Origin of the sequence: Pseudomonas sp. X4, from assembly GCF_040784925.1 — a bacterium.
In the GTDB taxonomy this organism is placed as follows: domain Bacteria; phylum Pseudomonadota; class Gammaproteobacteria; order Pseudomonadales; family Pseudomonadaceae; genus Aquipseudomonas; species Aquipseudomonas putida_Z.
Map to the genome: position 1 here is coordinate 4,100,677 of NZ_CP160798.1, position 14,630 is coordinate 4,115,306.

10 protein-coding genes are annotated in these 14,630 nt (G+C 64.6%); 6 read left to right on the forward strand and 4 right to left on the reverse strand.

The genetic code is table 11. From position 1 onward, the window contains the following. Positions 1-11 precede the first annotated feature (11 nt). From pepN to ABX298_RS18390, 6 genes are all read left to right on the forward strand, one after another. A complete protein-coding gene (gene pepN / locus ABX298_RS18365) occupies positions 12-2,669 on the forward strand; it encodes an aminopeptidase N (protein ID WP_367393444.1) in 2,658 nt (885 codons plus the stop codon). Positions 2,670-2,936: 267 nt separating this feature from the next. After that, positions 2,937-3,956, forward strand: coding sequence for a YCF48-related protein (locus ABX298_RS18370; RefSeq protein ID WP_286101328.1), 1,020 nt, complete (start codon positions 2,937-2,939; stop codon positions 3,954-3,956). A gap of 20 nt (positions 3,957-3,976) precedes the next feature. Beyond that, positions 3,977-6,352, forward strand: coding sequence for an RND family transporter (locus tag ABX298_RS18375; RefSeq protein WP_024086538.1), 2,376 nt, complete (start codon positions 3,977-3,979; stop codon positions 6,350-6,352). 163 nt (positions 6,353-6,515) lie between these two features. Then, on the forward strand, positions 6,516-6,806 hold the full coding sequence (locus tag ABX298_RS18380) for a DUF5629 family protein (protein WP_025338261.1): 291 nt from the start codon (positions 6,516-6,518) through the stop codon (positions 6,804-6,806). Beyond that, entirely contained in the window at positions 6,772-7,902 is a 1,131-nt protein-coding gene (locus ABX298_RS18385) for a lactonase family protein (protein WP_286101329.1), read from the forward strand. Before ABX298_RS18380 ends, ABX298_RS18385 begins: the two co-directional genes overlap by 35 nt. Positions 7,903-8,024: 122 nt before the next feature. Further along, complete coding sequence (locus ABX298_RS18390) at positions 8,025-8,204, forward strand: hypothetical protein (RefSeq protein WP_025338263.1); 180 nt, start codon at positions 8,025-8,027, stop codon at positions 8,202-8,204. A 121-nt stretch (positions 8,205-8,325) separates the two neighbouring features. On the opposite strand, the gene ABX298_RS18395 is transcribed toward ABX298_RS18390, so the two are convergent. The 4 genes from ABX298_RS18395 to ABX298_RS18410 form a co-directional block, all read right to left on the reverse strand. Then, positions 8,326-8,919, reverse strand: a complete 594-nt coding sequence (locus tag ABX298_RS18395; RefSeq protein WP_286101330.1) for a glutathione S-transferase — start codon at positions 8,917-8,919, stop codon at positions 8,326-8,328. Next, positions 8,916-12,560 (reverse strand): AAA family ATPase, encoded by a 3,645-nt coding sequence (locus ABX298_RS18400; protein ID WP_367393445.1) that lies wholly within the window; start codon positions 12,558-12,560, stop codon positions 8,916-8,918. Before ABX298_RS18400 ends, ABX298_RS18395 begins: the two co-directional genes overlap by 4 nt. After that, entirely contained in the window at positions 12,557-13,795 is a 1,239-nt protein-coding gene (locus ABX298_RS18405) for an exonuclease SbcCD subunit D C-terminal domain-containing protein (RefSeq protein ID WP_063913831.1), read from the reverse strand. The genes ABX298_RS18400 and ABX298_RS18405 overlap by 4 nt, the downstream gene beginning before the upstream one ends. A gap of 275 nt (positions 13,796-14,070) precedes the next feature. Beyond that, the gene (locus ABX298_RS18410; RefSeq protein WP_286101333.1) at positions 14,071-14,337 is read right to left on the reverse strand and encodes a hypothetical protein; all 267 of its coding nucleotides are present in this window, start codon (positions 14,335-14,337) and stop codon (positions 14,071-14,073) included. Positions 14,338-14,630 lie beyond the last annotated feature (293 nt).

Here is a 14,630-nt window from a genome sequence, read left to right on the forward strand (position 1 = left end):
AGGACCTGCACATGCGTACCGAACAACCGCAAGTGATCTACCTCGAGGATTACCAGGCGCCCGAGTACCTGATCGACGAGACGCACCTGACCTTCGAGCTGTTCGAGGACCACACCCTGGTTCACGCGCAACTGGTCATGCGCCGCAACCCGGCACGCGGTGCCGGCCTGCCGCCACTGGAGCTCGATGGCCAGCAGCTGGAACTGCTGCGCGCCTCGCTGGATGACCAGGAGCTGCAGCCGGGCGACTACCAGCTCGATGCCGACAGCCTGACCGTGCAGCCCAAGGCCGAGCGCTTCACCCTCGACACCAGCGTGAAGATCCACCCCGAAAGCAACACCGCACTGGAAGGCCTGTACAAGTCGGGCAAGATGTTCTGCACCCAGTGCGAGGCCGAAGGCTTCCGCAAGATCACCTACTACCTCGACCGCCCGGACGTGATGAGCACCTTCACCACCACGGTCATCGCCGAGCAGCATCGCTACCCGGTATTGCTGTCGAACGGCAACCCGATCGGCAGCGGGCCGGCAGAAGACGGCCGCCACTGGGCGACCTGGGAAGACCCGTTCATGAAGCCGGCCTACCTGTTCGCCCTGGTGGCCGGTGACCTGTGGTGCGTCGAGGACAGCTTCACCCGCCAGTCCGGCCGTGACGTGACCCTGCGCATTTACGTCGAGCCCGAGAACATCGACAAGTGCGACCACGCCATGGTCAGCCTGAAGAAGTCCATGCGCTGGGACGAAGAAGTCTATGGCCGCGAGTACGACCTGGACATCTTCATGATCGTCGCGGTCAACGACTTCAACATGGGCGCCATGGAAAACAAGGGCCTGAACATCTTCAACTCCAGCTGTGTGCTGGCCCGTGCCGAAACCGCCACCGATGCCGCCCACCAGCGCGTCGAAGGCGTGGTCGCCCACGAGTATTTCCACAACTGGTCGGGCAACCGCGTCACCTGCCGTGACTGGTTCCAGCTGTCGCTGAAGGAAGGCTTCACGGTGTTCCGCGATGCCGAGTTCAGCGCCGACATGAACTCGCGCACGGTCAAACGCATCGAAGACGTGGCCTACCTGCGTACTCACCAGTTCGCCGAAGACGCTGGCCCCATGGCTCACCCGGTGCGCCCGGACAGCTTCATCGAGATCTCCAACTTCTACACCCTGACCGTGTACGAGAAGGGCGCCGAAGTGGTGCGCATGGTTCGTACCCTGCTGGGCGCAGACGGCTTCCGCAAGGGCAGCGACCTGTACTTCGAACGCCACGATGGCCAGGCGGTGACCACCGACGACTTCATCAAGGCCATGGAAGACGCCAACGGTGTCGACTTCACCCAGTTCAAGCGCTGGTACAACCAGGCCGGCACCCCGCGCCTGGAAGTCAGCGAGGCCTATGACGCGGCCGCGCAGACCTACAGCCTGACCTTCCGCCAGAGCTGCCCGCAGACCCCGGACAAGGCCGAAAAACTGCCGTTCGTGATCCCGGTGGAGCTTGGCCTGCTGGATGCCGCAGGCAACGACCTGCCGCTGCAACTGGCCGGTGAAGCGACGGCGCAGGGCACCAGCCGCGTGCTGTCGGTGACCGAGGCCGAGCAGACCTTCACCTTCCAGGGCATCCAGGCCAAGCCGCTGCCGTCGCTGCTGCGTGGCTTCAGTGCACCGGTCAAGCTGAGCTTCCCCTACGACCGCGACCAGCTGATGTTCCTGATGCAGCACGACAGCGACGGCTTCAACCGCTGGGAGGCGGGGCAGCAGTTGTCGGTGCAGGTGCTGCAGGAACTGATCGGCCAGCATCAGCGCGGCGAAGCACTCAAGCTCGACCAGCGCCTGATCAGCGCCCTGGGCACCGTGCTCGGCAACGAGTCGCTGGACCCGGCCATGGTTGCCGAAATGCTCTCGCTGCCGGGTGAGGCCTACCTCACCGAAATCAGCCAGGTGGCCGACGTGGACGCCATCCACGCCGCCCGCGAGTTCGCCCGCCAGCAGATCGCCGAGCAGCTGTTCGACGCCCTGTGGGCGCGCTATCAGGCCAACCGCGAAGTGTCGCGCAGCACCGCCTACGTGGCCGCCGCTGAGCACTTTGCCCGCCGTAGCCTGCAGAACATTGCCCTGTCGTACCTGATGCAGAGCGGCAAGCCGCAGGTGCTGGAAGCGACCCTGGAGCAGTTCGACCAATGCGACAACATGACCGAGCGCCTGACTGCGCTGGCCGTGCTGGTCAACTCACCGTTTGAAGCCGAGCGTGCCAAGGCCCTGGAAAGCTTTGCCGAGCACTTCAAGGACAACCCGCTGGTCATGGACCAGTGGTTCAGCGTGCAGGCGGCCAGTACGCTGCCGGGCGGGCTGGCGCGGGTCAAGGCGCTGATGCAGCACCCGGCGTTCACCCTGAAGAACCCGAACAAGGTACGTGCGCTAGTCGGCGCCTTTGCCGGGCAGAACCTGGTCAACTTCCATGCGGCGGATGGCTCCGGCTACCGCTTCCTGGCGGACCTGGTGATCGAGCTGAATGCGCTGAACCCGCAGATCGCCTCGCGGCAACTGGCACCGCTGACCCGCTGGCGCAAGTATGACGATGCGCGTCAGGCCCTGATGAAGGGCGAGCTGGAGCGGATTCTGGCTTCTGGTGAGCTGTCCAGTGATGTGTATGAGGTTGTGAGCAAGAGCCTGGCTTGAGTTTTCCGTAGCCTGAGCCGACCTCTTCGCGGGTAAACCCGCTCCCACAGGTACTGCACCGCTTTCATGGGCTGTGCAGGACCTGTGGGAGCGGGTTTACCCGCGAAGCTTTTGGAGCCGACAACAAAACATAACACCCCGCCCGTTGTGTTCCCGCAAATATCCCCGCTACGATCCCTTCAAGCTATTGCAGGCCTCTAGATCAGGCTTTTCGCAGTACCTGCAGTGCATTGACCCACCACACAAGAACACAACAGGGGGACAGTCATGAGGGAACAGAACAGGCGCTTTGCCTGGCCATTGGCAGCCGGCGCGGTACTGGCGCTGGGGCTTGGCATGTGGGCTGACAGCGTGCAAGCCGCTGCCGCCGACGAGTATTCCACCGAATCGGCCAAGGCCAGCCAAAGCCTGCTGATCGACGCCACCCATGCCGGCAAGCGCCTGGTGGTGGTGGGCGATCGCGGGCATATCCTGTTCTCCGACGACCAAGGCAGCACCTGGACCCAGGCGCGGGTGCCCACCCGGCAACTGCTGACCGCGGTGTTCTTCCTCGACGACAAGCGCGGCTGGGCCGTCGGCCACGATGCGCTGGTGCTCGCCAGCAGCGATGGTGGTGCCACCTGGAGCAAGCAGTTCGAAGACCTGTCCCGCGAAGCACCCTTGCTCGATGTCGCCTTCCTCGACGCCCAGCACGGCTTTGCCGTAGGTGCCTATGGCGCCTTGCTGGAAACCACCGACGGCGGCCAGCACTGGCAGGATGTCGCCGAGCGCCTGGACAACCCCGACCAGCTGCACCTGAACGGTATCGCCCAGGTGCGTGACGCGGGCCTGTTCATCGTCGGCGAGCAGGGTGGCATGTTCCGCTCCGCCGACAACGGCCAGACCTGGGCCAAGGTCGAGGGCCCTTACGAGGGCTCGCTGTTCGGCGTGATCGGCACTGCCCAGCCGCACACCCTGCTGGCCTACGGCCTGCGCGGCAACCTGTTCCGTTCCACCGATTTTGGTGACAGCTGGCAGCCGATCGAGCTCAAGGCCGCACGTGGAACCCTCGAATTCGGCCTGGCAGGCGCTACGCTTGTCGAGGACGGTAGCCTGGTGCTGGTCGGCAATGGCGGCAGCGTGCTGCGCAGTACCGATGATGGCCAGACCTTCAGTGTCTACAACCGCGCCGACCGCATTGCCCTGGCCGGCGTCAGCGGCCTGGCCGATGGCGGCCTGCTGCTGGTAGGGCAGGGTGGCGTGCACCTGGCTGACCCGCAGGGTGCTGACCAGGAGGTGCGTCCATGACCAGCAGGGAGAGCATCACCATGCACCCGCATCACCAGGACAAGGCCACGCTGCTCGAACGCCTGATCTTCAACAATCGCCCCGTGGTCATCGCCCTGTGCGTACTGGTCAGCATCTTCCTGTTCTGGCAGGCCACGCAGATTCGCCCGTCCACCAGCTTCGAGAAGATGATCCCGCTGCAGCACCCGTTCATCGAGCAGATGATGGAGCACCGCAACGACCTGGCCAACCTCGGCAACACCGTGCGCATTTCGGTGGAGGCCGTGAATGGCGACATCTTCGACAAGGACTACATGGAGACCCTGCGGCAGATCCATGACGAAGTGTTCTACATCCCTGGCGTCGACCGTGCCGGGCTGAAGTCGCTGTGGAGCCCCAGCGTGCGCTGGAGCGAGGTCACCGAGGAAGGCTTCTCCGGTGGCGAGGTGATTCCCAACACCTACAACGGCTCGCAGGACAGCCTCGACACCCTGCGCGACAACGTGCTCAAGTCGGGCCAGGTAGGGCGCCTGGTGGGCAACAACTTCAAGTCCAGCATCGTCGATGTGCCGCTGCTGGAGAGCTACCCAGACCCGCAGGACCCGGGCAAGCAGGTGAAGCTGGACTACCAGCAGTTCTCGCACCAGCTGGAAGAAAAGATCCGTGACAAGTTCCAGGCGCAGAACCCCAACGTGAAGGTGCACATCGTCGGCTTCGCCAAGAAGGTCGGCGACCTGATCGACGGCCTGGTGATGGTGGCGATGTTCTTCGGCGTCGCCCTGGCCATCACCTGGGTACTGCTGTACTGGTTCACCTGGTGCATCCGCAGCACCATCGCCGTGCTCATCACCACCCTGGTGGCGGTGGTCTGGCAGCTGGGCCTGATGCATGCGGTGGGCTTCGGCCTGGACCCGTACTCGATGCTGGTGCCGTTCCTGATCTTCGCCATCGGCATTTCCCACGGGGTGCAGAAGATCAACGGTATCGCCCTGCAGTCGAGTGACGCCGACAACGCCCTGACCGCCGCCCGGCGCACGTTCCGCCAGCTGTTCCTGCCGGGGATGATCGCCATCCTCGCCGACGCCGTGGGCTTCATCACCCTGCTGATCATCGACATCGGGGTGATTCGTGAACTGGCCATCGGTGCTTCCATCGGTGTGGCGGTGATCGTGTTCACCAACCTCATCCTGCTGCCGGTAGCCATCTCCTACGTCGGCATCAGCAAGAAGGCCGTCGAGCGCAGCAAGCAGGACGCCACCCGCGAGCACCCGTTCTGGCGCCTGCTGTCGAACTTTGCCAGTGCCAAGGTGGCGCCGGTGTCGGTGGCCCTGGCGCTGGTCGCCTTCGCCGGTGGCCTTTGGTACAGCCAGAACCTGAAGATCGGCGACCTCGACCAGGGCGCGCCGGAGCTGCGCCCCGATTCGCGCTACAACCAGGACAACAACTTCATCATCAGCAACTACTCGACCAGTTCCGACGTGCTGGTGATCATGGTCAAGACCCCGCCGGAAAGCTGCTCGATCCACTCGACCATGGCGCCGATCGACGAGCTGATGTGGACCATGCAGAACACCCCGGGCGTGCAGTCGGCAATTTCCCTCGTGACCGTGTCCAAGCAGGTGATCAAGGGCATGAACGAGGGCAGCCTGAAATGGGAAACCCTGTCGCGCAACCCGGACATCCTCAACAACTCCATCGCCCGCGCCGATGGCCTGTACAACGGCGACTGCTCGCTGGCGCCGGTGCTGGTGTTCCTCAACGACCACAAGGCCGAAACCCTGGAACGGGTCACTGCCGTGGCCAAGGCGTTTGCCGACAGCCACAACAAGGAAGGCCTGCAGTTCCTGCTGGCGGCGGGCAATGCCGGGATCGAAGCGGCGACCAACGAGGTGATCAAGTCGGCCGAGCTGACCATCCTGATCCTGGTGTACATCTGTGTGGCGGTGATGTGCCTGATTACCTTCCGCTCGTTCGCCGCCACCCTGTGCATCGTCCTGCCGCTGGTGCTGACCTCGGTGCTGGGCAACGCGCTGATGGCCTACATGGGCATCGGGGTCAAGGTGGCGACCTTGCCGGTGGTGGCGCTGGGTGTGGGCATTGGCGTGGACTATGGCATCTACATCTACAGCCGGCTGGAAAGCTTCCTGCGTGCCGGGTTGCCGTTGCAGGAGGCTTATTACGAGACCCTGCGCTCGACTGGCAAGGCGGTGCTGTTCACCGGGTTGTGCCTGGCCATCGGCGTGTGCACCTGGATTTTCTCGGCGATCAAGTTCCAGGCGGACATGGGGCTGATGTTGACCTTCATGCTGCTGTGGAACATGTTCGGTGCGCTGTGGCTGTTGCCGGCGTTGGCGCGGTTCCTGATCAAGCCGGAGAAGATGGTGGGCAAGGAGGGCGGGTCGATTTTTGCCCATTGAATTGCAGGGGGCCGCTTTGCGGCCCATCGCCGGCAAGCCAGCTCCCACAGGTACAGCGCAAGCCTCCAGATTTGTGCGATCCCTGTGGGAGCTGGCTTGCCGGCGATGGGCTGCAAAGCAGCCCCAGGGCTATAATGCCAACTCATTTCAGATTGGTACCCCCATGTCCCCCCTCGCCACCGCCCTGCAGTCCTGCGACATGCTCCTGATCGACGGCCTGCACGCCTTCGACTTCACCTCCGATGAATCCGGCCTCACCATCGAATGCATGGACGGCCGCCAGCTCCGCCGCTGGTCCTTCACCCCCGAGCAGATCACTGCTGCCATCGCCGTGGGTGACGAGTGGCAACTCGACGATGCCAACGGCGAGCATCGGCTAGTCTGTATGAGTGCCTTTCGTGCCCCGGATGATGACGAAGATGAATCGGATCTGGACGAGCCTGCTGACCGTTAGCCTGATGAGCATGACCCTCCACGCCCACGCCGCCACCTTGCTGGTGGGCAGCTACACCGATGGCGCCAGCCAGGGCATCTACCGCTATCAGTTTGACGAAAAGACCGGCCATATCGAACCTGCGCCGCAGCAGGTGGTGAAGAGTGTCAGCCCTTCGTGGCTGGTATTGTCGGCCGATCAACGCCAGCTGTTCGCGGTCAATGAAACCCCGAACGGCCATGCCAGCAGCTTCAGCGTCAGTGCAAAAGGCGAGATCAAGCCCATCAACCAGGTGGCCAGCCAAGGTGACGAGCCGACTCACGCCAGCCTCAGCCAGGACCAGCGTTATCTGTTCGTGGCCAACTACGCAGTCAAGCCCGACCCTGGCGGCAGCCTGGTGGTAATCCCGGTGGCCAAGGACGGCAAGCTCAAGCCGGTGGTGCAACAGGCCCGGCACAAGGCGAGCGGGGTCAACCCCGAGCGCCAGGCCGGCGCCCATGTGCATTCGCTGGTGCTGTCACCCGACGGCCGCCACCTGTATGCCAGCGACCTGGGTGCCGACAAGGTGTTCATCTACCGCTACGACGGTGCCAGCGCAGACCACCCGTTGACGCCGGCGATCCCCGCGTCGGTGGACCTGCCGCCGGGCAGCGGGCCGCGCCACCTGTTGTTCGACGCCAAGGGGCGGCACGCCTACCTGACCCTGGAAATGAGTGCCGACGTGGTCATGTTCGATGTGCAGGAGGGCAACCTGGTCGAACGCCAGCGCCTGCCCCTGACCGAGAGCAAGGAAGCTGCGGCGAAAGCGGCAGGTGGCTTGCACCTGTCGGCAGACGGGCGCTTCCTGTATGTGAGCAACCGAGGCACGGCCAACGAGATCGTGGTGTTCAGCGTGGGCAAGCAGGATGGCCAACTGACGTTCCTGCAGCGCCGTTCGGTGGAGGGGGATCATCCCCGCGAGTTCGCCCTCGATCCGAGTGACAACTTTCTGCTGGTGGCCAACCAGAAGAGCAACCAGATCGTGGTGATACGCCGCGATCCGCGCAGCGGCAAGCTGTTGGAGACGGTGCAGACGCTGAAGCAGGATGCGCCGTCGGACCTGAAATTCATCGAGTGATATCGATCGGCGTGATAATCGATACTGCCGCAATGAATTTTTGCCTGCGGCTTCGGCGGCGTAAGTTTGACCCAAGGCCCAAACAGGCCAACGTCAAACCACCGCCGTCGAGGTCAGCCCAGATGAACTTCAATCTCTTCCCGGTCATTGCCGCATCCGCCATTTCCGCTTCGGTCGTATTGCCGACGCATGCCCATGCCGACAGCAGCGGCAAGGCGTCTGCTACCCATAGCTACACCGAACAGTACCTGCGCCAGAGCGCCAACTTCCATGCGGCATTGAGTGGCAAGCACAACCACTGAATCCTGTGCTGGCCCTATCGCCGGCAAGCCAGCTCCCACAGGGGTTGAGCAGGCTTCAGGTCCAGCGTCGTACCTGTGGGAGCTGGCTTGCCGGCGATAGGGCCAGTACAGGAAACAGGGTTCATTTGGCCATTACGGCCTTGAACAGCTCCGAAGCCAACCACCCCTCCAGCCAGCTCCGCACCCGCGGATAAGCCGCCTCGGCGAACCACTGCGGTTCGACCCCGGCAAACTGGCGCATCAGGGGCAGCAACGCGGCATCGGCAATGCTCGGGTGCGTGGCCAGCAAGTAGGGCCTGCCTGCCAGCAGGCCTTCGAGCTCCGCCAGCCAGGCCTCGGCCTGCTGGCGGTAATGCTCGCGGGTATGCTCGGGGTAGCGCTCGGCATACTTGTACAGGTTCACCTGCGCCTTGAACGTGCTGTCGTTGCGCGCAATCAGGGTTTCAGCCTGCTGCACCGCCACAGGGTCGGCCTGCAGCCGCCAGTCCTGCGGGTCGTTTTGCTCCAGCGCCCAGCGCATGATGTCCAGGCTTTCTTCGAGCACCCCGGCACCGGTATCCAGTACCGGCACCGTGCCCTTGGGTGACAAGGCCAGCAGCTCTGCCGGCTTGTTTTTCATCGCTACCTCGCGAATCTCCACCTCGCACCCCGCATAGCGCAGGGCCAGGCGCGCGCGCATGGCCCAAGGGCAGCGGCGGAACGAGTAGAGGATCACCCGCACACCTCCACGTCACTCAGGCCATTGCCTTGGCGGCGCACCTGGATCTGCACCGGGATGCGTTCGTGCATTTCCTGCACGTGGGAAATCACCGCCACCTTGCGGCCCTGGGCCTGCAAGCCGTCGAGTGCATCCATTGCCAGTTGCAGCGACTCGGGGTCGAGGCTGCCGAAGCCTTCATCGATGAACAGCGATTCGATGCGCAGCGTGCTGGAGGCCATCGAGGCCAGGCCCAGGGCCAGGGCCAGCGACACCAGGAAGGTTTCTCCGCCAGACAGCGAGTGCACCGAACGCAGTTCGTCACCCATCTCGGTGTCCAGCACCAGCAGGCCGAGGGCGCTGCCGCCGCGCTTGAGGCGGTAGCGGCGGGCCAGCTGGCGCAGTTGGGCGTTGGCGTGGTGCAGCAACAGGTCGAGGTTGTAGCCCTGGGCGATCTTGCGGAACACATCGCCCGAGGCCGAACCGATCAGGGCGTTCAGGCGAGCCCAGCGTTGCCACTGCTGGTGGGCCTGTTCGATTTCCGCTGCCAGCGCCTGGTGCGCCTGTTGGCGACGCTGGTCATCGGCCTGCTGTGCACGCAGTTCGGCGCATTGCTGCTCATGGCCGGCCAGGCGTTCACGCAGTTCGGTCAGGGCCTGTTCCAAGGCGTCGGCCGAGGTGTCCACGGTCATTTGCGCGGCATGTTGCTGCAGGCGTTGTTCACGTTCCTGCAGCAGCACGCGGCCCTGTTCGATGGCCTTTTCGGCGCCTTGCAGACGCTGGCGCAGCTCGTTGACCTGCGCGTCCTCCATGCCCAGTAGGCTATCCAGGCCGGCGTCGTCCAGTTCCGGGTGTTCTGCGCGCCACTGGGCGATCTGGCCCTGCAACTGCTGGCACTCGGCGTCCAGCGCCTGCTGCTGCTGGGTGTTGGCCTTGAGTTCGCTGGCCAGTTGCACGCCTTGGGTACGCAGCTCCTGCAGGCGCTGGGCAGTGTCGGTGTCGAGGGCGCGGGCCTGCTCCAGCGCGGCGTCCATGTGCTGTTGCCAGGCTTCGGCGCTTGCGTGCCCGCCAAGCAGTTCGCCAAGCGAAGCCTGGGCCTGTTGGCGCTGCTCGTCGAGGGCGGCAAGTTTCTGCTGCAGCTGCTGCAGGGTCTGCACGCGTGCCTGCTGCTGGTCGCGCAGCTTGTCCAGCTGGGCCTGGCGGGCTTGCTGTTCTTCCTGTTCGTCCTTGCGCTGCTCCAGTTGCTGCAGGCGTTGGGCGATCTGCTGGTCCAGGGCGAGGAAGGCATTGGCCGGGTCGTCGTTCAAGGCCTTGAGGGCCTCTTCGGGCAATACGCCGGCAAGGTCCTCGAGGCCTTGCTGCAACTGCTGCTCGTCGCTGGCCAGGGCCTGGTGCTGTTGCTCCAGGTGGCGCTGGGCTTGCTGTTGCGCCTGCTGGGCGGCCTGCAGTTGCTGGTTGAGACGGGCTGCATCTTTTTGCAGGGCGAGCAGGGCGCTCTGGCGTTTCTCGTCCTGGCCGATTTCTTCGTCCAGGCGCCGCAGCTGGCTGTCGAGCCAGGCACTGCGGGCCTTGTCGTCCTGCGGGGCCAGGGCCGGCCACAGGCTGTGCGCCTGCACCTGGGCCACCAGTGGTTGCAGCTGTTCGTCCAGTTGTTGCTGTTGCTGCTGGAAGTCCTTGAGCTGGGCGTTGACCACGCCCAGCTGGGTGCGCAGCTCCACCAGCTTGCTGTTGAGGGTTTCGACCTGCTTCTGCGCGGCGTCTTCTTCGGCCTGGTCATGGCGACCCAGGCTTTGCAGCAGCGCTTCAGGCTGGTGGAACGGGTGCTCGGCGCTGCCGCACACCGGGCAGGGTTCGCCGTCGCGCAACTGGCCGCGCAACTCTTCGACGCTGGTGTTGCGTGCCAGGCGCTGGCGTTCCAGCAACTGGCGGGTGAGGTTGAGCGCTTGCTCGGCGGCTTCCAGCTCGGCCTTGGCGGCGGTGCCTTCGGTAATCAGTTGCTGGCGCTGCTGCATGGCCTGCTGCTGACGCACGCGCACGGCCTCCAGCTGCTGGCGCAGTTCCAGTTCACGGCCATGCAGGCGTGACAGCTCTTCCACGGCGCGCTGCTGCTTGCGGTTGTCCTGCAGCATGCCACCCAGCAGGTCGATCTGTTCTGCCAGGGCCTGGGGTTCGGCCTTGGCTTCGCGGAACAGCAGCTCGAAGGCATCGCGCTCGGCCTGCAAGTGCGCATTGGCCTGGCTGGCCTGGGCCTGCAGGCCGGGCAGCTCTTCACGGCCCTTGGCCAGGCGGCCCCCGATCAGCATCACTTGCTTCAGTTGCGGCAGGTAGGCGTGCCAGGCATTGGCCAGGCCCGCCAGGTGCTGGCTGTCGGCGAGCGCGGTGTCGATCTGCGCCAGTTGCTGCAGGCTGCGCTGCTGGTTGTCTTCCAGCTGCTGCAGGTGCTGCTGGCCTTCGGCGACCTGCTGCTCGGCCTGCTGGCCGGCGCTGCGCTGTGCTGCCAGCTCCTGCTCCAGGCGGGCCAGGTTGTCCTGGGCGGCAAAGGCCTGGCGCAGGCGAGGGGCGTTCTCGCTGTGTTGGGCCTGGCTATCGGCAAGCGCCTGACGCGCGGCGTCCAGCGCCTGTTCGAGCTCGCTGGTGCGCACTTGCAGCTCGGCTTGCTGCTGCTGTTGTTCGGCGATCTTCGCTGCCAGCGGTGCCAGTTGCGCGGTCAGTGTCTGCTGGCGGTGGAACTGGTGACGCTGCGGGGCCAGGCGCTCCAGGCGCACAAGGTCCAGGCGCTGGTCAGCCAGTTGTTGCCAGCCCTGCTCGGCGGCCTGCAGCGCGGTGCCGGCTTCGGCGTGCTGGGCCTGCAGCTGGCGCTGCTCGTTCAGCCAGTTGCGTTGCTGCTCCAGCTGGCGCTCGCCGGCCTGGTCGGCCTTGAACTGCTGTTGCGCCTGTTCCAGGCGCTGGTCGAGCTCGGCGCGGGCTTCGGCGGCCATCGGCAGCAGGTGGCTGGCACGGTCCTTCAGGGCATTGTGGGCCTCGCCGGCTTCGCGTGCCTTGCTGAAGGCCCGCTGGCCCAGGCGGGTGTAGATGGCGGTGTTGGTGAGCTTTTCCAGCAGCTCGCTGCGTTCTTTGTCGTCGGCCTTGAGGAAGGCGCCGAACTCGCTCTGGGCCAGCATCACCGCGCGGGTGAACTGTTCGAAGTTCAGGCCCAGGCGGGCTTCGACCAGCTGTTTGTATTCGTTCTTGCCGCTGCCCAGTACCTGCTCGCTGTCCAGGTCATAGAAGCTCTGGCGGCTGTGCTGCAGCTTGCCGTTGGCCTTGTCGCGGGCGCGGTTGGCTTCCCAGCGGGCGCGGTAGCGGCGGCCATCGATGCCGACGAAATCGACTTCGGCAAAGCCGCTGCCGGTGCCGCGGCGCAGCAGGTTGCGCGGGTCGGAGGTAGGGATCTCGCCGTCTGCATCCGGCACCTTGGCCTCGCGGCCAATGTCGTTCAGCCGTGGCACGGTGCCGAACAACGCCAGGCACAGGGCGTCGAGCAGGGTACTTTTACCCGCCCCGGTAGGCCCGGTGATGGCGAACAGGCCGGCACTGGCCAGCGGTTCGGCGGTGAAGTCGATATCGACCGGGCCGGCCAGGGATGCCAGGTTCTTCAGGCGGATGGCAAGAATCTTCATGGCTGTTCCTCTTCCTGCTGCACGTCCTGCAACAGCAGGGCGAAGTCGGCCAGCGCCTGTTCGTCGGCGGGGTTGCCATAGGCTTGCTCCCAGGCTCGGCTGAACAGGTCCTGCGGGGTCATCTGGGCCAGTTCGACAAAGGCCAGGTCATCGTCTTCGGCATTGTTGCGGCCGGCGTATTCGGCGCTGATGCGGATCAAGCGCACGGCCTTGCCTTCCAGTGCGGTTTCGATCTGCTGGCGCAGGTCGGGTTGCGGCTCATCCAGTATCACTCGCACCTCCAGCCAGGGCTGGCGGTTGGGGTCTTCGAGCAGGTCGATCACTGGCAGGTCGGCCAACTGCTCCAGCAGTTCGCCCAGTGGTGCCGGGCCGACCCGTTGCAGGGCCACGGCGCGCGGTACCGGGCGCGGTTCGACGCTGACCAGGCCGGTGCCGTCCAGCTCCACTTCCAGCACCTGGTGCGGGTAGTTGATTTCGGCGAACGACAGCGGGATCGGCGAGCCGCTGTAGCGGATGCGTTCTTCGCGGTTGACCTTCTGCGGCTTGTGCAGGTGGCCCAGGGCGACGTAGCTGATGGCCTTGTCGAACAGCTTGGCAGGCAGCGCCTCGGCGTTGCCGATGATCAGGCTGCGCTCGGAGTCCTCCGACACCGCGCCCCCGGCCATGTGCGCGTGGCTGATGGCGATCAGCGCCTGGTCCTTCTTGCGCTTCTTTTGCGCGGCGGCGATCAGCTGCTGGTGCACCTGGGTGATGCCTTGCAGGTAGTCGTCGCCCAATTGCGGGCCGGTCACCTCGGCCGGGCGCAGGAAGGGCAAGGCCAGGCACCAGGCGGCGACCTTGCCACGGCCGTTGGTCAGCGGAATCAGCAGGCGCTCGGCGTCCAGCTGGCCCTCGTCCAGCCAGTGCACACGGCCCAGGGCATGGGTGCGCAGGCGGCGCATCAGTGCCGCGGGCAGCTCGATGCGCGAGCCGGAGTCGTGGTTGCCGGCAATCATCACGATGTCCAGCTTCGGCTGTTGCTCGTGGGCCTGGACGATGAAGTCGTAGAGACGTTCCTGGGCTTTGACCGGCGGGTTGACCGTGTCGAAGATATCGCCGGCGATCAGCAGCGCATCCGGCTGGCGCAGGCGCAGCTGGCCGAGCAGCCAGTCGAGGAAGCAGGCGTGTTCGAAGTCGCGTTCCTGGCCGTGCAGGCTTTGGCCCAGGTGCCAGTCGGAGGTATGAAACAGACGCATGGATGACCTGTTGGTGTCGAGTCGAGCAAGCGGGGAAAGGGCGGTATGGTAACCCAAGCATGGGGCTAACAGGTGCTCGCCTGAAAGTGTGTCGGCGAACACCTGGCAGCCTTGATGCGATCACGCTTTCTGTAGGAGCGGCCTTGTGTCGCGAAAGGGCCGCAAGGCGGCCCCGGCGATTTTGCGGTGATGCGAAGATCCTGGGGGCGCTTTGCGCCCCTTTCGCGACACAAGGCCGCTCCTACAGGGGCCGCGCTTGTCTTGGGGCTGTGTAGTCAGTGCAGGGTGATATCCCCGGTTTGCCGGTGCAACAGCAACTCGGCCAGGGCCTTGGTCATCTGTACGTGATGCACCGCGTTGACCAGCATGTTGATGCCGGGCTCGCCGGCATTGGCGCAGATGTATTCGTCCAGCGAGTCTTCGATGCCGGCCATCAGCTGGAGGGTGTGGATCAGGGCGTCAACCGAGGGTGTGTCCTGGTTGATGGTGTAGAAGGGGCGGGCCGTTAGTTTTACGGGTGGATCGGGCACGAGTTTCTTCATGGCGTATTCCTCTGAAGGAGAAGGGAACTGCCACCTGAATCTTTCTCACGGATTGAGGGTGGCAGCCGTACGCGGGGTGAGAAACCGAGGAGAAATACGCAAAGACTCGGCCAGGCCAAGGCCCGCCCACGTACGGCCACCATAAGAGGTGCTGCGTAAAATCTCTGTCGGGTTCTCACACCCGGTCACCGAAGCGACCCGGAAACGTTATCCGTGAGGTGTTTCCCCGACAACAGCGATAGTTCGGCAGCGCGCGTAGGATAATTCCTAAGCGGGTTGATTCTGAAGCATTG

Excerpts from the sequence above, each read along its gene's own strand:
- pepN (WP_367393444.1), top strand. The coding sequence starts at position 12 with ATGCGTACCGAACAACCGCAAGTGATCTACCTCGAGGATTACCAGGCG.
- ABX298_RS18370 (WP_286101328.1), top strand. The coding sequence starts at position 2,937 with ATGAGGGAACAGAACAGGCGCTTTGCCTGGCCATTGGCAGCCGGCGCG.
- ABX298_RS18375 (WP_024086538.1), top strand. The coding sequence starts at position 3,977 with ATGCACCCGCATCACCAGGACAAGGCCACGCTGCTCGAACGCCTGATC.
- ABX298_RS18380 (WP_025338261.1), top strand. The coding sequence starts at position 6,516 with ATGTCCCCCCTCGCCACCGCCCTGCAGTCCTGCGACATGCTCCTGATC.
- ABX298_RS18385 (WP_286101329.1), top strand. The coding sequence starts at position 6,772 with ATGAATCGGATCTGGACGAGCCTGCTGACCGTTAGCCTGATGAGCATG.
- ABX298_RS18390 (WP_025338263.1), top strand. The coding sequence starts at position 8,025 with ATGAACTTCAATCTCTTCCCGGTCATTGCCGCATCCGCCATTTCCGCT.
- ABX298_RS18400 (WP_367393445.1), bottom strand. The coding sequence starts at position 12,560 with ATGAAGATTCTTGCCATCCGCCTGAAGAACCTGGCATCCCTGGCCGGC.
- ABX298_RS18405 (WP_063913831.1), bottom strand. The coding sequence starts at position 13,795 with ATGCGTCTGTTTCATACCTCCGACTGGCACCTGGGCCAAAGCCTGCAC.
- ABX298_RS18410 (WP_286101333.1), bottom strand. The coding sequence starts at position 14,337 with ATGAAGAAACTCGTGCCCGATCCACCCGTAAAACTAACGGCCCGCCCC.